Here is an 18,152-nt window from a genome sequence, read left to right on the forward strand (position 1 = left end):
AGGCTGCTTTAGTATAACTGTTTATATATACAGTAACCTGAAGTCGTTGCGGCGTAAAGGCTTGGGACAAAAAGATTTTCAGGGATAAAGGTTCAGAACAGGACGGCATCGTAATCCATTGGCAAAAAACTTCCTGCCTCCTCTTGAAACTCCCAAAGCCAGCCCCATATAACCCATCAGTAAAAGATTTGACTCCCAACCGGAGATTCGGAATGACAGTTGAAAACGGTAAGCCTGAAGAACAGGTATCTGAAGAAGCAGTAGCAGCTGAGCATGAAACAGTAGAAGAGTTCGTGCTTAACGAAGAAGGTGGTGTGCCTCTTGGTGATGAAGCAGAACAGGCTGCGGACAGCAAGCTGCAACAGCAGGTTGAAACCCTGACCGAACAACTGGCACAGGCTAAAGACCAGACCCTGCGCGCCCACGCTGAAATGCAGAATATCAAACGCCGCTCTCAGCAGGATGTTGAAAAAGCCCACAAGTTTGCCCTGGAGAAGTTTGTCGACTCCCTGATCCCGGTGGTAGACAGCCTGGAGAAAGGCATTGAAAGTGCCGAACAGGCGGAAGGCAGTCATGAAGGTATCATTGAAGGTATGAACCTGACCCTGAAGCAGTTCCTGTCTTCCCTGGAAAAGTCAGGTGTAAAACAGGTCGATCCGGCTGGTCAGCCATTTGACCCGAATTTCCATCAGGCCATGTCCATGGTGCCTAATCCGGATATGGAACCAAACACTGTCATGGATGTTTTCCAGAAAGGCTACACCTTGAATGACCGCCTGGTTCGTCCGGCGATGGTGGTTGTTTCCAAGTAGCAGTTATTTAGAGCAGCTATTAAAAATTGAAAAAAAGTCTGTATCGGACACTTGAAAAAAAATTGGGCGATCCCATATAGCAAAGCGAAGGCCATCGACCTCCGGATCATCAAAACGCTTTACCGGCTTCTGATCGGGTAAAGCACACAGGATGACAACGGCAGATGGCAAACCGGATTTAAACAGTTTTCAAAAATTTAACGCTCTGATTTCAGAGTACTGGAGATAACCATCATGGGTAAAATTATCGGTATTGACCTGGGTACAACAAACTCCTGTGTATCCATTCTGGACGGCGAAAAAGCCAAGGTTCTGGAAAACGCTGAAGGTGGTCGCACTACTCCTTCCATCATCGCTTTTGCGGATGAAGGTGAAATTCTGGTAGGTCAGCCAGCCAAGCGTCAGGCCGTTACCAACCCTGATAACACCCTGTTTGCCATCAAGCGTCTGATCGGCCGTCGTTATAAAGATAACGTGGTTCAGAAAGACATCGAGATGGTGCCTTACAAAATCGTTGAAGCCGACAACGGCGATGCGTGGGTAGAAATTAAGGGCGACAAGAAAGCACCGCCTCAGATTTCTGCTGAAATCCTGAAAAAAATGAAGAAGACCGCTGAAGACTACCTGGGTGAGTCTGTATCTGAAGCAGTCATCACTGTGCCAGCGTACTTCAACGATTCTCAGCGTCAGGCCACCAAAGATGCTGGCCGCATCGCGGGTCTGGACGTTAAGCGAATCATCAACGAGCCAACCGCTGCGGCACTGGCTTACGGTATGGATAAGCGTAAAGGCGACCAGACCATCGCGGTTTATGACCTGGGTGGCGGTACTTTCGACGTATCCATCATTGAAATTGCCGACGTAGACGGCGAACACCAGTTTGAAGTACTGGCGACCAACGGTGACACGTTCCTGGGTGGTGAAGACTTCGACCTGCGTCTGATCGACTATCTGGCAGAAGAGTTCAAGAAAGACCAGGGTATCGACCTGAAAGGCGACCCTCTGGCGATGCAGCGTCTGAAAGAAGCGGCTGAAAAAGCGAAGATCGAATTGTCTTCCGCACAGCAGACCGACGTAAACCTGCCATACATCACGGCTGACGCAACCGGTCCTAAGCACCTGAACGTTAAAGTAACCCGTTCCAAGCTGGAATCTCTGGTAGAAGATCTGGTTCAGCGCTCTCTGGAGCCATGCCGCATTGCAATGAAAGACTCCGATCTGGATCTGTCCGAGATCGACGAAGTCATTCTGGTAGGCGGTCAGACCCGTATGCCAATGGTTCAGGAAAAAGTTGCAGAGTTCTTCGGCAAAGAGCCTCGTAAAGACGTTAACCCGGATGAAGCCGTTGCTATGGGTGCTTCCATTCAGGGTGCGGTTCTGGCGGGTGACGTAAAAGACGTTCTGCTGCTGGATGTGACTCCGCTGACTCTGGGTATCGAAACCATGGGCGGTGTTATGACCTCCCTGATCGACAAGAACACCACCATCCCGACCAAAAAGTCCCAGGTATTCTCTACAGCTGACGACAACCAGACTGCGGTAACCATTCACGTATGTCAGGGTGAGCGCAAGCAGGCGTCTGCGAACAAGTCTCTGGGCCGTTTCGACCTGTCCGACATTCCACCGGCTCCACGTGGTATGCCACAGATCGAAGTAAGCTTCGACCTGGACGCTAACGGTATCCTGAACGTGTCCGCTAAAGACAAAGCGACTGGTAAAGAGCAGTCCATCGTGATCAAGGCATCTTCCGGTCTGTCCGATGACGAAATCGATCAAATGGTACAGGACGCTGAAGCCAACGCTGCAGAAGACAAGAAGTTCGAGGAACTGGCTGCTGCACGCAACACTGGCGATGGCCTGGTACACGCAACTCGCAAGACTCTGGAAGAAGCTGGCGACAAGGCCACTGAAGAAGAGAAGACTGCGATCAACGCGGCTCTGGCCGAGCTGGAAGAAGCTCTGAAAGGCGACGACAAAGACGCTATCGAAGAGAAGTCCAAGGCTCTGTCTGAAGCCTCTTCCGGCCTGGTTCAGAAGATGTACGCTGAAGCTCAGCAGCAACAGCCGGGTGCTGAAGGTGCTGCTAAGCAGGAAGCTAAATCTGATTCTGCGGACGACGCTGTTGACGCCGAGTTTGAAGAAGTGAAAGAAGACAAGAAGTAAGCACGGCATTCCGCGCTGCGGTATGAAGTGAGTTAAACGACAGCGCGGGATTATTCCCGCGCTGTTGCATTTAACAAAACGATTAAATGATCGGGAGTGTTCCCGGTGTGAAAACGGTTAAGAATATTTAAGAGCCTGCGGGTACAAGTACCGCAGCTCTCAGGGTTTTACTGATGGCAAAACGTGATTATTACGAAGTTCTCGGCGTGGCAGAGGGTGCTTCGGACAAGGAAATCAAGAAGGCCTACCGCCGGATGGCCATGAAGTATCACCCTGATCGTAATCCTGATGACAAGAATGCTGAAGAGCATTTCAAGGAAGTCAACGAAGCGTTTGAGATTCTGTCTGACGACCAGAAACGGGCTGCTTATGACCAGTATGGTCATGCTGGGGTTGACCCTAACATGGGTGGCGGACAAGGCGGCTTTGGCGGCGGTGCCGGTGGCTTTGGTGATATCTTTGGCGATGTGTTTGGCGACATCTTCGGTGCAGGTGGTGGTCATTCCCGCAGCAGTGTCCAGCGTGGTGCCGACCTGCGTTATCAGCTGGATCTGAGCCTTGAAGAAGCGGTTAAAGGGACGACCAAGAAGATTCGTATCCCAACCCTGAACGAGTGTGGCAGCTGTAATGGTACGGGTGCCAAAAAAGGCACTTCAGCAACGTCCTGTAACACCTGTGGTGGTATGGGGCAGGTGCGTATGCAGCAGGGCTTCTTTGCGGTTCAGCAGACTTGTCCGGACTGCCGTGGTTCCGGCAAGATGATTAAAGACCCTTGTCGTGAATGTCACGGTGAAGGTCGTGTGCAGGAATACAAGACGCTGTCTGTTAAGGTGCCTGCGGGTGTTGATACTGGCGACCGTATTCGTTTATCTGGTGAAGGCGAAGCGGGTGCTAACGGTGGTCCTTCCGGCGACCTGTATGTGCAGGTGAGCGTTGCGGATCACCCGATCTTTCAGCGTGATGGCAAAAATCTGTATTGCGAAGTGCCGATTACCTTTGTCGATGCTGCGCTGGGTGGTGAGCTGGAAGTGCCAACCCTCGATGGTCGGGTTAAGCTGAAGATTCCAAAGGAAACTCAGACCGGCAAGCTGTTCCGCCTGCGTGACAAAGGTGTAACGCCGGTTCGTGGTGGCAGTCGTGGCGACCTGATGTGTCGTGTAGTTGTTGAGACGCCGGTGAAGCTGACAGAGCGCCAGAGAGAGTTGATGCAGGAATTGAAAGATACCTTTGCAGCTGAAGGTGAAGAACGCCAGTCTCCAAAGAAAACCTCTTTTTTTGAAGGGGTGAAGAAATTCTTTGACGATATGGCTTCCTGATTTGGCGATTCAGACACAAAAAAAGCGGCTTTTATAGCCGCTTTTTTTGTCTTTGGTTTTATGTGAAAAATGTCTTTTATCGTTTATTTTAAGTTTACTTTACGGCAGAAGGTTTGCCGCCGGATGGGTCGTCCGGATCCTCTTTTTTGTCTCTGCTGCTACCTTTTTCTGTAACTTCTGAGTTGCAGGATTGTGGTGTGGTGGTTTTATCCTTGGTTTCACTCTTTTTTTCAGTGGGCAAGAGTATATATACACGCCCACAATCTGGACAAGGCACCGCTAGTAGCCCAAACTGCCCGATTATAAAAGACAGCTCATCTGGACTGTAAGCACCACCACCATCACTATTATTGATGGGTGGGCCGGCCTCCTGAGTGGAGGTTGGAGGCTGGTCACCCGTTCCGCTTTCACTACCTGACTGAGTGTTTTCCCCTTCGTTCGCTGCCGTGGGGGCGGGGGCGTCTTTTTTTATTACTACCATTACCACTGCTGTGGAGGGTGTTGGTTGTTGTAGCCATGCTTCCTGCTCGCTGTACAGGTCGGATTTTAGCTGTCCCTGATAGCGAACTATGTGTCCCCATTGTTCAGCTGTCGTTGTTGTCTTTTTTCCGCCTTCGCGTTGTAAGCCGTGAAAAAGTGGTTTGAGTTGCCGGGGTTGGCCGTTGACTTTATTTTTTTCTGTATCAAGAGTGCCTGTTCCAATCAGGGAAAAAGCGCGGGTTCTTACTTGTTTGCTGGCTGACAGGTTAATGTCGACCTGATATTTATTATTCCTGATCTGGCTAACGGATACCGAAATGCCACTTTCAAAGGTAACCAGCTCTACAGCATCGTCAAAAAACAGGGTTATTGTAGTCGCAGGTGATCCGGGCAGGCTGGTCACTGCAAAGGAGTGGTTTTGCTCTGTGTTGTAAATAACCGGGCCGTAGGTATTGGGGTCACCAGTGCTTGCAGGCAGAGGAATGTGCTGAAATCCACCTGAATGGCTTGAGTAATGTAGCAAAAGAAAATTATCCAGAGCGTTGGTTTTTGAATAAGCCTGGGTGCTTATAAGCCCGGCAATAACGAGCATCCATAAAAAATAACAACTTCGCATATTAGATAGTTCATGACGTGATTGGAGTTCATAAATATAGACATCATTGAGCAATTATCAGGTTTGCTGTTTTAAAGGCTGGCGTTAGACTGTTCGCAGACAACTGAATGCCGGAATTCATGGAGAAGCTCATGTCAAAAACAAGAATTGCTGTCGTTGGTGCCGCAGGTCGAATGGGGCGAATGTTTGTCGAGGCGATTGCTGCTGATGAACGGGTAGAGCTGGGTGCTGCCATAGAGCGCCCCGGTAGCAGTCTGCTTGGTGTTGATGCGGGAGAACTGGCTGGAGTAGGAGCCTTAGGCGTAAAGTTGTCGCCGCAGCTGTCTGACGTTGTTGACCAGTTTGATACTGTGATTGATTTTACCTCGCCTGCTTTTACCCTGAGCAATGTTGAACTGTGTCGTGAGCATGACAAGAGCATTGTGATTGGCACAACGGGTTTGAGTGATGAGCAGAAAGCCCGGTTGCAGGAAGCGGCCAGAGATATCCCCATCGTCTTTGCTTCTAATATGAGTGTCGGTGTGAACCTTGTATTTAAACTGCTGGAAACTGCCGCCCGTATCATGGATGAAGATGCGGATATTGAAATCATTGAAGCCCATCACCGCAACAAGGTGGACGCACCTTCCGGAACTGCCCTGACGATGGGTGAAATTGTGGCGGGTGCCGTGGGTCGGGATCTGAAACAGTGTGCCATTTATGGCCGTGAAGGTGTTACCGGTGTTCGGGAGCGTGAAACCATTGGTTTCTCAACCATCCGTGCCGGAGATGTGATTGGTGACCACACGGTGTTGTTTGCCTCAGAGGGTGAGCGGGTTGAAATCACCCATAAAGCCAGTAATCGTGTGATCTACGCCCGTGGTGCATTAAGAGCCGTGCGTTGGTTGGCAGGTAAACCGGCAGGCCTTTACAATATGCAGGACGTTTTGGGGCTAAAATGATGTCTGCTTAACGAAAATGGCTCAATGAGAACTCGCTAAAAGCCCGATAAAAGTAAGTAGACAGTTCAGTTTTTTTGTGTTTAAATGCGAAAAATTTGAATTTGATTTGTTGCGTGTGTGGCGACAGTTCAGCATTAGCTTTCCGGCTGGTTTTGAATGGTACGGACATAAGCTGATAAGAAAGCGAGACGGTATCTTAACCTCTCGCTTTTTTTGGGCGTGTTCATAACTTCGCTGGTTGTAATTTGAGTAGGTGGTTGTTCTTATATTGCCTGTTTTTAGTGCCTGGATTGTTGTAGATGCCTGGACGGTGCCACACGATTACTGCGCAATCCCATTTGTTATCCATCTGAGTTGTAACAGCGCTGATTGCTGTTACTGCAGTAGGATATAACAGGTCGAAGTTTGGGAGGACCCATTGACTAAGTCTGCCGTTCTGGCCCTCGAAGACGGAAGTCTTTTCTGGGGCATTGCCATCGGAGCTGATGGCGAAACCAGTGGTGAGGTTGTTTTCAATACAGCCATGACAGGCTATCAGGAGATTCTCACTGATCCTTCCTATTCCCGTCAAATCGTCACCCTGACTTATCCCCATATTGGTAATACCGGCATCACCCCTCTTGATAATGAATCTTCCAGTGTTCATGCTGCCGGACTGGTTATTCGTGACCTTCCTCTTATTGCCAGCAACTGGCGCCACCAGATCTCCCTTGATGACTACCTCCGCCGTGAAAATGTTGTCGCTATCGCTGAAATCGACACCCGTCGCCTGACCCGGATTCTGCGTGAGAAAGGTGCCCAGAATGGCTGCATCATGACCGGTGAAAACCGTGACAGTATTGATGTAGAAGCGGCTCTGGCGAAAGCCCGTGCTTTCCCGGGTCTGAAAGGTATGGATCTGGCGAAGGAAGTCACGACCGGGCAGCCTTATGAATGGACTGAAGGTGTCTGGGAGCTGGAAACTGACAGCCATCAGGCGGTTGCCAGACAGCCATTCCACGTAGTGGCTTATGATTTCGGTGTGAAGCAGAACATTCTGCGTATGCTGGCGCAGCGCGGTTGCCGTCTGACGGTGGTTCCGGCTAAAACACCAGCCAGCGAAGTACTGGCGATGAACCCTGACGGTGTTTTCCTGTCCAATGGTCCGGGCGATCCCGAGCCGTGCGCTTACGCGATTGAGGCGATTACAGAGATTCTGGAAACCCGTATTCCGGTATTTGGTATCTGTCTGGGTCATCAGCTGTTGGCTCTGGCCAGTGGCGCACAGACTGAAAAAATGAAATTTGGTCATCACGGTGCTAACCATCCGGTTCAGGATCTGGACAAGGGCACAGTAATGATCACCAGCCAGAACCACGGTTTCGCAGTGTCTGAAGAAGGCATGCCGGAGAACGTTCGTGCGACGCACAAGTCTCTGTTTGATGGCAGTCTGCAGGGTATTGAGCTGACAGACCGCCCGGCGTTCAGCTTCCAGGGACACCCTGAAGCCAGCCCCGGACCGCACGATGTAGCCTGCCTGTTTGACCGCTTTATTGATGAGCTGGCTAAGCATACGGCCTGATTTATCGGATAACGAAGCTGCGGTTTTTCGTATCCCGTGGCCCGATTCCCGTTTGTTCATACGGGCTTCGGGCTACGGGCCACGGGCTACGATGAGACAGCTTCCAGAAAGATTCCCAGCTTGTTTGTCTGTCTGAAGCTGCATAGAGAACAGACAGGCAAACGTGAAAACTAGTTACGAGAGCGACGATGCCGAAACGTACTGATATTGAAAGCATCCTTATTCTGGGAGCCGGCCCCATCATCATTGGTCAGGCTTGCGAATTTGACTATTCCGGCGCCCAGGCCTGTAAAGCGCTGAAAGAAGAAGGTTACCGTGTCATTCTGGTGAACTCTAACCCGGCGACCATTATGACCGACCCGGTGATGGCTGATGCGACTTACATCGAGCCAATTCGCTGGGAAACCGTTGAGAAAATTATTGCCAAGGAGCGTCCGGACGCCGTTCTGCCGACCATGGGTGGCCAGACCGCTCTGAACTGTGCGCTGGATCTGTTCCACAAAGGTATTCTGGACAAGTATGACGTTCAGATGATCGGTGCCAGCCGTGACGCCATCGACAAGGCTGAAGACCGTGAGATGTTTGACAAGGCGATGAAGAACATCGGCCTGGAAACACCTCGTGCCGGTATTGCTCACACTATGGATGAAGCCTGGGGCGTACAGGAAGAAGTGGGCTTTCCCTGTATCATCCGTCCGTCTTTCACCATGGGTGGCAGCGGGGGTGGTATCGCCTACAACCGTGACGAGTTTGAAGAAATCTGTAAGCGTGGCCTGGACCTGTCTCCGACCAACGAGCTGCTGATCGACGAATCCCTGATCGGCTGGAAAGAATACGAAATGGAAGTGGTGCGTGATCGCAATGATAACTGCATCATCGTCTGCTCCATTGAAAACTTCGACCCGATGGGTGTACACACAGGCGACTCCATTACCGTTGCGCCAGCCCAGACGCTGACTGATAAGGAATATCAGATCATGCGTAACGCCTCCATTGCGGTACTGCGTGAGATCGGTGTTGAGACCGGCGGTTCTAACGTACAGTTTGGTATCTGTCCGGATACTGGCCGTATGGTCGTGATCGAAATGAACCCGCGTGTATCCCGTTCTTCCGCCCTGGCTTCCAAGGCGACCGGTTTCCCGATTGCGAAAGTAGCAGCCAAGCTGGCGGTGGGTTACACACTGGATGAGCTGCAGAACGAAATCACAGGTGGTGTGGTGCCGGCTTCCTTCGAGCCTGCCATTGACTACGTTGTGACCAAAATTCCTCGCTTCGCTTTCGAGAAATTCCCACAGGCTGACGACCGTCTGACGACTCAGATGAAGTCAGTGGGTGAGGTAATGGCTATTGGTCGTACATTTCAGGAGTCCATGCAGAAAGCCCTGCGTGGTCTGGAAACTGGCGCTAACGGCTTTGATCCGATTATTGATGTGACCGCTGAAGGTGCGCTGGATCGCATTAAATCCGAGCTGGTGACGCCGAAGGCTGATCGTCCTTATTACGTGGCGGATGCGTTCCGTGCCGGTATGACCGTTGAAGCGGTGTTTGACCAGTGCATGATTGACCCGTGGTTCCTGGTTCAGATTGAAGACCTGGTGCGTGAAGAAGAGAAGCTGCAGGGTACTTCCCTGAAGGATATCTCTGCGGATCAGATGTTCCGCCTGAAGCGCAAAGGTTTCAGTGATGCCCGCCTGGCAGAGCTGTTGAACATTGCTGAAGACGAAGTGCGCAGCCATCGTCGTGTGCTGGATATCAAGCCGGTATTCAAGCGTGTCGATACCTGTGCGGCAGAGTTTGCTTCCACGACAGCGTACATGTACTCCACGTACGAAGAAGAGTGTGAAGCCGATCCGTCTTCCCGCGACAAGATCATGGTGATCGGTGGTGGCCCTAACCGTATCGGTCAGGGCATCGAGTTTGACTACTGCTGTGTGCATGCCGCCATGGCAGCTCGTGAAGACGGTTATGAGACCATTATGGTCAACTGTAACCCGGAAACTGTTTCTACCGACTACGACACGTCTGACCGTCTGTACTTCGAGCCCATCACTCTGGAAGACGTACTGGCGATTATTGATGTTGAAAAGCCAAAAGGTGTTATCGTTCAGTACGGTGGCCAGACGCCGCTGAAACTGGCGCGTGCGCTGGAGCGTGCAGGCGTGCCAATCATTGGTACCAGTCCTGAAGCGATCGACCGTGCGGAAGACCGTGAGCGTTTCCAGGAAATGATTCAGAAGCTGAAACTGGTTCAGCCTCAGAACGCTACCGTTCGCAGTGTTGAAGAAGCGGTCACGAAAGCTGAAGAGATCGGCTACCCGCTGGTCGTGCGCCCATCCTATGTTCTGGGTGGCCGTGCCATGGAGATCGTGGCCGGTGAAGACGAGCTGCGTCGCTATATGTCTTCTGCGGTAAAAGTATCCAACGACAGTCCGGTACTGCTGGACTTCTTCCTGAACCGTGCGGTGGAAGTAGACGTGGACGCGGTATGCGATGGCAAGCATGTGGTGATTGGTGCCATCATGCAGCACATTGAGCAGGCGGGTATTCACTCTGGTGATTCCGGTTGTTCCCTGCCACCCTACTCCCTGAGTCCACGTGTCCAGAACAGGATTCGTGAGCAGGTTCGGGATATGGCGATCGAACTGGGCGTTATCGGTCTGATGAACGTACAGCTGGCGATCCAGGATGACGAGATTTATGTGATCGAAGTCAACCCTCGTGCCTCCCGCACGGTGCCGTTTGTGTCCAAGTGTATTGGTCACTCACTGGCGAAAGTGGCAGCACGCGTTATGATGGGTAAGACTTTGGAAGAGCTGAACTTCACCAGGGAGATTATCCCTCCGTATTTCTGTGTGAAAGAGGCGATTTTCCCATTCAACAAATTCCCTCGTGTTGACCCGATTCTCGGCCCTGAGATGAAGTCCACTGGTGAAGTAATGGGTGTTGGTCAGTCCTTCCCGGAAGCTTATTATAAGGCTCAGCTGGCTGAGAATATGTCTCTGCCAAAAGGTGGCAAGGTGATCATCAGTGTCCGTGACCTGGATAAACCAGCGGTTCCGGCACTGGCGCGCCTGCTGATGGATACCGGCTTTGAGTTGGTCGCTACCAGTGGTACTGCCCGTGTGATTGAGGAAGCCGGTTTGCCGGTCACCTACACCCGCAAGGTCATGGAAGGTCGTCCAAACCTGGTGGACAGTATCGTGAATGGTGATATAGCCTTTGTAGTGAATACTACAGAGGGTCGTCAGGCGATAGCGGATTCGTATAAAATCCGTCGTTCTTCTCTGACCAACAAGGTTCTGTACACCACCACTATGGCGGGCGCAGAAGCTATTGCCCGGGCCATTGCTTTTGGTTCGGAAAAAACAGTCAGACGACTTCAGGATCTGCACGAAGGTAAGACTGGATGAATCGATACCCAATGACGGTAGAGGGCGAAAAAGCCCTCCGCGAAGAACTGGCACAACTGAAAGGTGTTGAGCGGCCTCGTGTTTCTCAGGCCATTGCGGAAGCAAGAGAGCTGGGTGACCTGAAAGAGAACGCTGAGTACCACGCTGCCCGGGAGCAGCAGGGGCTGATGGAAGCTCGCATCAATGATATTGAAGCCAAGCTGTCGAATGCGGTGGTCATTGATGTCAGCACGTTGACGCAGAATGGCAAGGTTGTATTTGGTGTCACGGTTGCTCTGGTGAATCTTGATGACGACAGTGAAGTGGAATACAAAATTGTTGGTGATGATGAAGCGGATATCAAAGCCAGCCGTATCTCCATCAACTCGCCCATCGCCCGCGCCCTGGTGGGTAAGGAAGAAGGCGATGTTGTAGTGGTGAGTACACCGTCAGGCTCTATCGAGTATGAGATTGATGAGGTGAAGTACATCTGATGATGTACTGACTGGTTGATCTTGAAAAAAGCCGCGCCCTGAAAAGAGGCGCGGCTTTTTTTGTGCCTGCTGCCTGGCTAAGTCAATCCGCCGGACGATTGCTGATAAGCCGACTAACCTGTTCTGACTGGTATCTGTAAAAACAAGGTAATCGCTGTGAATCCTGAATCCAGGCAGTCAGTCATTCAGCCAGCACCTTTCTCTGAGGCGCGTTACGCTGAAGCATTCAATTTTCTTGTGAAGGTGTCCCGTGAATACGAGCCAATGAAAAGGGCATTGGTTCGTGTTATTAACAAGCATTGCCCCGGCCCATACTCTCTTCTTGATATAGGGGCTGGTCGCGGCATTTTTTTTCATGACGTATTATCTGAGCTTTACAGGCAGCCTTGCCGTTATGGAGCTTATGAGCCCAATGCGAACCATTTTCAAGAGCTTCAGACAAGAGCCGAAGCGTTGGGAGAGCAACAGGAATTACGACAACAGTCTTTTACTCCGGAGTCAGAACTGAAGCCTGTGTGGGATGTGGTGCTTATGTCGCATTGCCTTTATTGGATGCAGCCTATGGGGAAGTATGTTCGGGCAGCAATGGCAGGACTGAAACCGGATGGTGTACTGGTGATTTTTCTTCAGCCGGCTGCGGGTTTTTATCTGATTCAGAATGATTTTAGTGAACTGATGTCCATCCGGGAGGATGGTTTAAATACCCATTCGAGTACTTTGGAACTTATGCCTGAACTCAGTGAACTGAATATCGAAGCTGTTGAAGAGTTGCTGCCGGGTTATCTGGATTTTTCTGGTATATGGAATGACGATGAAGCCTTGCTTGAGATGGGGTGTTTTATTTTAGGGGGAGAGCTTCGGGGCTTGCCTGAAAGCATTCAGAAAAGCATGTTGCATCACATACGGGCAAACACTCTGCAGTTAGATCAATTCAAACTCTTTAACCAGCCAACGAGCATGGTGCTTGTGTATAAGTAAATACAGTGTGCGAAGCTTTTACTTCGCACGATACGGACACCCTGCAGCAGATGCCCATAGAATAGTAGTGCCTGGCGGAGACAGTTTGGAGGATACACAAGTTACCTTTTGTGAATCTTTAATCATTATTTTTTATTTCTGGAATTTTTGGGCTTTAAACCTATTCTTGTCCCGGAATAAATATTCGACAGGTTTTTTATGTCCCTGCTGCTTAAAAAAAAACAGCCAGAACGATTGTGCATTTTTTTGGTTGTATTGGCCTTTCTGCCATTAACGGTTTTTGGGGAAGAACTCTACAGGGTTGAAGAAACGTTTTCATACTTTCCTTCGGATCCTGAATATGGGAAAAGGTTCAACGCAAGGCAGTCAGAGTCAGAAGAAGTCAATTATAAGCGTTTTAAGGAACATATTCCCAAAATCCATTTGTCGACAAAAAAGGATTGGGAAAAACTAAACAATCTCACCTGGAAAGCCTTTTTTAATAATATTCGGTTGTCGTCTAAAGAACCGAAAATGGCTGCCTTTGTGTCGAACAGGTTGAGTACTCAGCTTTCTGATCACGAATTTTTCTGGCATCAGGCGTTTATCAGCCTCGGTTTCGGACGTTATGTCCATAGAGCATTTAATACACTGGGGGGGTTAGACTGCTTTTACAATCAGCAACATGAAGATGGTTTTATACCCAGGGAAATTTCGCCGAATGGTAGTGAAGTGCATTTCTTTCCGGGATGCTCCGTCTGGCTGTTAACCAATCTGCCTCCGGAGCTGGCAATAGGCAGCAACATAACAGACTTCGGTTTGAAAAAAAGTAACTGGGATGTTTACAAAGGGGCAGGCAATGAAATTGCTTATGAAAAATTCAGGAAATCCATCCTTAAAAGAAAGTCCAGAATCATAAAGCGTTTTGGACAAGAAAATAACAGTAATCCCCCTTTGGCTGCCCACGCCGAATGGCGACATTATCTTGCAAGCCGTGACCGCAGCAGACTGGAGGCTGTTTACGACGTGCTTAAGGGGCATACTGAGTGGCTGGAAGAGAATCGAAAAATTAAAAGTGGGGAGGAGGTTGACGGATTGTTCTGGCAGGGGGGGATGGGGTCAGGTATGGATAACTTGCCCATTACGTTTGAATTTATCGACATAGACAACCGTGGTTTATTTAAGGGTGATATCTGGTCTGTGTCTATTCTGTCTCATTCCTATAACCCCCTGGATCCGGAAGTTACAGTGAAGAATCTTGCTATGTTTGATGCCTCAGCCCAGATGAAGCTGCATTATGATGCGATGGCAAACATATCGGACATTCTGGATAAAGAAACACAAAAAGAACTGTATCACAAAAAAGCTGAGGTGCTGAAAGAGAAAATAAATGCATGCCTTTGGGATGAAAACAAGGGTTTTTACTTTAACGCTTATGAAAAATGTAATTACAGATCTTCTGATTTTGTTTTGTCTGCCTACTGGGGGCTGTATGCAGAAATTGCCAGCACTGAACAAGCCCGGGATATGTTGACCTATCTGAAGAATGATCGTTATTTCAACACCCCGATGCCTTTTCCGGCAGTCGCTACATCAAGCAGCTGGTTTCAGAAAGAGGGTGATTACTGGCGGGGTGGCGTCTGGCCGCCGCTTGTTTATATAACGCTGAAGGGGCTGATGAACTACGCAGGGTCTGTGAAAGGGGCGTGGACTGTAGCCGTCAATGCCAGTGAAAAATATCTCGCAGGTCTTGCCGAAACCATGTTTGAGTCGTCAGGGAGTAGCACAGATGATGAATATGAAGTCTGTTGGTCAATCCCTGAAGATGGCTCAATCGACTTTTGTGGAAAGGCGGGAGATGAAAAAAGAATTTATGAATACAACAGCCCGATGACCGGGGGGCGGGGACAGCGAAAAGATTCGACAGGCAATGAATGGTTAGCCAAAGACAATTTTGTGGGTTGGGGAGGGTTAGGGCCTATAGGTGTGATGCAGGAAGTGGCTGTGGGTCTGGATATTCATGAAAATGAGATTGTCTGGCACCTGCATCGCACTGATGAGCATGGCATCAAAAATCTATATATTGGCACTCAGTCGTTAAGTTTTATGGTGACAGAGAGAATCCCCGGACAGTTGAGCCGGGAGAACATCATTATAGAAGGCATGTTGCCGGAAGACTCTCCCATTCAAAGTATTCGTGTTATTCCCAAAGAAGAACCTTCTAATGAAATAAGGATTTCCCTGAAGCAGCAGGGAGAGTAACAACCCAGAACGTCCCGGAGCCATAACCGCGCAGGCAAGTTCGCAAACCGTTGCACGTAAAGAATACAAAGACTGTGCGAAGTTCGACCCTCGCACAGTCTTAACGATCAGGCTGCAGAACCTGCGACAGAATTTGTTTTTGTTCTGTATAACCTACAATAAGATACTAAGCTAATGATCCTGCAAAATTATTCACAGTTTCCATTTATGATGATTAGATCGATTTTGATCATATTGCTGCCTGGCCTCTTAACCTTATTGGTCAGCACGGGTAGTGCTTCGCAGTATTTTGATGACAGGCTGACTTTGCCCCTTGTGTGTGTGATATTTGTTATATCAAACACTATGCAAACCAAACAGGTTTTAGATTCACATTTTTTTTTGTATCCCAAAGACCCCCCAAAAACAGAGAGTGATATCAATAGCAACGCAGGCGGATCTTTATTTTCTATTGCAAACTTACAGAGTTCAGAGACCCTGTCTGACTCTTTATCCAGAAAAAGTTTTTTAGGGGATGACGACGACGAACTTAATGTTCTGCTGCAACAGTTCGGCAATATTCTGTCGGAATACAATCAATATAATTTTCTTATTGTTACGGATGTAGATGGTATTCTGTATCAAAGCAAACATCCGGTGGGTGATAACAATGCGGCTTTGAGTGTGCATAGCAAAAAATCAGCTAAAAAGATAAAACGAAATCAGAAAAGATGGTTAGAAAAAATAAAGTCATTTCTCCAAAAATACCCAAATGTTTTTTTGGTTTATAATATGACATCGCCTCTTATTCCAGTTGCAGCGCCTCAAAGGCAAACATTTTTTGGACATGATTTATATCGGTTTGGCAGTAGGTTGCCAGTTCCGGATGCCATTATTTCCAATGCTGGAGCGAAAATAACAAAAAAGTCTAAGTTGTTGGGTGGTCGTATATCTTTCATCAACGAGCAGCTCAAAGAGTGGCTTTTGGAAGATAACGATGAACCTCTGAATAAGGTGAGTCTATGGCAAGGCGACGGTATGATTGAAAAACCGTTTATTTTATTTAACAATTTACAGAAGGGCGATGACGATCAGACTAAGCCAGGTAACCCGGTTACTTTTACTGGGTTTACCAACTATCTCAATGAACAGTTTATTTATCGGTTCGGGAATAATACTGATCGATACAAAGCTATAACTAACAAACAAGAATACACTGGCAAAACCGGTGAGAATCCATACGACATTAACTCTTTGCCTTACATAATATTGACGCCTTTTGAAGAAGGGCAGTACCTGAAGCAAATATTGTTCAGTAATACCAGAATTAATAAAGGGCAAGCACTGAGGGTACTCATAAATTTAATGCATTTAGATGGTGATTTTGGGAGGAAGCCTACATTTCTGGTTGTTGTAGGTGGGGGTATCACTGATATGCCAATGATCAGGATTGATCAAAAAGCCAACGCACTCACTCCGTTAAGCGTTGAGCAACAAAGCCGGACAGATTCTTGCATGAATACATTGATTGACTCTATTGGTGAGCTGGAAAGTTCCGTAATATGGCTGAAAAGTATTGTTTTTAATAATTTGAATTTAAAAAAACTGACTAACTCTCATGTCTCTGAAATGCTTAAGCATGAAAAAGTAGTGCAAGTTGATTCAGACCCGGGACCCTTTGGTTTTCTGGAAGCTATTGTTAATGAACTGAAACCGGACGAATTAAAAATTTGGGATCACTTTTTTCAAAAGTGATTGGGCAGGCTCTCCCAGGGTTTGCGGACCGGACGGATCCCAAACCCTGAGATAGAGAGTCATGAGATAGAGAGTCAGAAGCTCTTTACGTTAGACAGACTGGGTTTGGCGTCCTTGTTTTCCTTGTAAATCAGGGCGATGTTGCCAATGGTTTGTACCAGTTCACACTGGGTTTGTTTAACCAGTGCGTCGATCATTGCCTTTTTAACATCGCGGTCACCTACTGCGAATTTTACCTTGATCAGCTCGTGATCACTCAGGGCTCGCAGTGTCTCTTCTATAACGCCATTGGTCATGCCTTTACCGGCGACCATCACAACAGGCTTGAGCTTGTGGCCCAGGGAACGGAAATGTTTTTTTCTATCAGTGGATAGACTCATGATTGCACAATCCTGAGGCTGAACAATACAATGGCCGGATTGCGATACAGCCATAGCAATCAGGCTTTTTTTAAAGGGGATTTTCCAGCTCTAATAGCTCGTTCTTATAGAGAACTACCTGAAAATTGCAGGCATGCCTCGTACAGAGACCTATATTGCCAGAGTGAAAAGTTCATTATTCTACATTCTCGCTCGTGGCTTAGCGAGTTCGTTATTTGTACTGGTGTGTGGTTTGACCGTTAAATCCTGCGCCGGTTCCTCATTATCTCTGTTTTAAGGTAAATCCTAAGGTAAATCATGACCCGATCCAAAAGCACCAGCTCTTCACGCTGCTCTCGTTCCAAGAGCAGTAAGCGTTGGCTGCAGGAACATTTTGATGATCAGTATGTAAAGCGCTCCCAGGAGGATGGTTGGCGCTCTCGTGCCAGTTATAAGCTGCTGGAAATTCATGAGAAAGATAAGCTATTTCGTCCCGGCATGAGGGTTGTCGACCTGGGGGCTGCGCCCGGTGGCTGGACTCAGGTGGCTGCTGAAATTATTGGCGACTCCGGACGTATTGTTGCTTCTGATATTCTGCCAATGGATCCGATTGCCGGTGCCACCTTTGTGCAGGGCGATTTTACAGAAGATCGTGTACTGGAAGAGATTCTTGAGGCGATCGGTTCTGACGAGGTAGACCTTGTAATTTCCGATATGGCCCCCAATATGAGTGGAGCACAGTCTATAGATCAGCCCAAGGCAATGTATCTGGTCGAGCTGGCACTTGATCTGGCCAGACAGGTGTTGCGTAAGAACGGTGTATTCCTTGCCAAGGTGTTTCAGGGTGAAGGCTTTGAGGAATATCTGAAGGATTTACGTTCTTCTTTTACGAAAGTGATTACCCGTAAGCCTGATGCTTCAAGGGCTCGTTCCCGGGAGGTTTATCTGCTGGCAAAAGGCTTCAAGGGTTAAACGTTAAGCATTTTGTAAGGACGTGTAATTACTTTTTTCTATTGGCTATATAGATTGTTGATGACTGTCGCCTGAACGTCCAATCGTGTATTGTTA

Annotated in this window: 13 protein-coding genes; 11 read left to right on the forward strand and 2 right to left on the reverse strand. The window is 48.7% G+C overall.

Going from position 1 to position 18,152, the window contains the following annotated elements; translation table 11 throughout:
- The first annotated feature begins 212 nt into the window (after positions 1-212).
- The 3 genes from grpE to dnaJ all read left to right on the forward strand — a co-directional run bounded on the left by grpE (position 213) and on the right by dnaJ (position 4,291).
- Positions 213-812 carry a nucleotide exchange factor GrpE gene (grpE, locus tag NX722_RS26445; RefSeq protein ID WP_262565818.1) on the forward strand — a complete coding sequence of 200 codons (600 nt, stop codon included), beginning with the start codon at positions 213-215 and terminating at the stop codon, positions 810-812.
- A gap of 234 nt (positions 813-1,046) precedes the next feature.
- A complete protein-coding gene (gene dnaK / locus NX722_RS26450) occupies positions 1,047-2,975 on the forward strand; it encodes a molecular chaperone DnaK (RefSeq protein ID WP_262565819.1) in 1,929 nt (642 codons plus the stop codon).
- A gap of 173 nt (positions 2,976-3,148) precedes the next feature.
- A complete protein-coding gene (gene dnaJ / locus NX722_RS26455) occupies positions 3,149-4,291 on the forward strand; it encodes a molecular chaperone DnaJ (RefSeq protein WP_262565820.1) in 1,143 nt (380 codons plus the stop codon).
- A 94-nt stretch (positions 4,292-4,385) separates the two neighbouring features.
- On the opposite strand, the gene NX722_RS26460 is transcribed toward dnaJ, so the two are convergent.
- Positions 4,386-5,387, reverse strand: coding sequence for a hypothetical protein (locus NX722_RS26460; RefSeq protein WP_262565821.1), 1,002 nt, complete (start codon positions 5,385-5,387; stop codon positions 4,386-4,388).
- A gap of 131 nt (positions 5,388-5,518) precedes the next feature.
- Between NX722_RS26460 and dapB the strand changes: the two genes are divergently transcribed.
- The 7 genes from dapB to NX722_RS26495 all read left to right on the forward strand — a co-directional run bounded on the left by dapB (position 5,519) and on the right by NX722_RS26495 (position 16,725).
- Positions 5,519-6,328 carry a 4-hydroxy-tetrahydrodipicolinate reductase gene (gene dapB, locus NX722_RS26465; RefSeq protein WP_262565822.1) on the forward strand — a complete coding sequence of 270 codons (810 nt, stop codon included), beginning with the start codon at positions 5,519-5,521 and terminating at the stop codon, positions 6,326-6,328.
- A gap of 418 nt (positions 6,329-6,746) precedes the next feature.
- On the forward strand, positions 6,747-7,889 hold the full coding sequence (gene carA, locus NX722_RS26470) for a glutamine-hydrolyzing carbamoyl-phosphate synthase small subunit (RefSeq protein WP_262565823.1): 1,143 nt from the start codon (positions 6,747-6,749) through the stop codon (positions 7,887-7,889).
- Positions 7,890-8,077: 188 nt separating this feature from the next.
- Positions 8,078-11,299, forward strand: a complete 3,222-nt coding sequence (carB, locus tag NX722_RS26475; RefSeq protein ID WP_262565824.1) for a carbamoyl-phosphate synthase large subunit — start codon at positions 8,078-8,080, stop codon at positions 11,297-11,299.
- Entirely contained in the window at positions 11,296-11,772 is a 477-nt protein-coding gene (greA, locus tag NX722_RS26480; RefSeq protein WP_262565825.1) for a transcription elongation factor GreA, read from the forward strand. Before carB ends, greA begins: the two co-directional genes overlap by 4 nt.
- A gap of 156 nt (positions 11,773-11,928) precedes the next feature.
- Complete coding sequence (locus tag NX722_RS26485; RefSeq protein WP_262565826.1) at positions 11,929-12,750, forward strand: class I SAM-dependent methyltransferase; 822 nt, start codon at positions 11,929-11,931, stop codon at positions 12,748-12,750.
- 198 nt (positions 12,751-12,948) lie between these two features.
- Positions 12,949-14,991 carry an MGH1-like glycoside hydrolase domain-containing protein gene (locus tag NX722_RS26490; protein ID WP_262565827.1) on the forward strand — a complete coding sequence of 681 codons (2,043 nt, stop codon included), beginning with the start codon at positions 12,949-12,951 and terminating at the stop codon, positions 14,989-14,991.
- Positions 14,992-15,165: 174 nt separating this feature from the next.
- Positions 15,166-16,725, forward strand: coding sequence for a tryptophan--tRNA ligase (locus tag NX722_RS26495; protein WP_262565828.1), 1,560 nt, complete (start codon positions 15,166-15,168; stop codon positions 16,723-16,725).
- A 74-nt stretch (positions 16,726-16,799) separates the two neighbouring features.
- Here NX722_RS26495 and yhbY read toward each other — a convergent pair whose 3' ends face one another.
- Complete coding sequence (yhbY, locus tag NX722_RS26500; protein ID WP_262565829.1) at positions 16,800-17,105, reverse strand: ribosome assembly RNA-binding protein YhbY; 306 nt, start codon at positions 17,103-17,105, stop codon at positions 16,800-16,802.
- Positions 17,106-17,402: 297 nt separating this feature from the next.
- Between yhbY and rlmE the strand changes: the two genes are divergently transcribed.
- On the forward strand, positions 17,403-18,056 hold the full coding sequence (gene rlmE, locus NX722_RS26505) for a 23S rRNA (uridine(2552)-2'-O)-methyltransferase RlmE (protein ID WP_262565830.1): 654 nt from the start codon (positions 17,403-17,405) through the stop codon (positions 18,054-18,056).
- The last annotated feature ends 96 nt before the right edge of the window (positions 18,057-18,152 follow it).

The sequence above is a fragment of the Endozoicomonas gorgoniicola genome, assembly GCF_025562715.2.
Classification (GTDB): Bacteria; Pseudomonadota; Gammaproteobacteria; order Pseudomonadales; family Endozoicomonadaceae; genus Endozoicomonas_A; species Endozoicomonas_A gorgoniicola.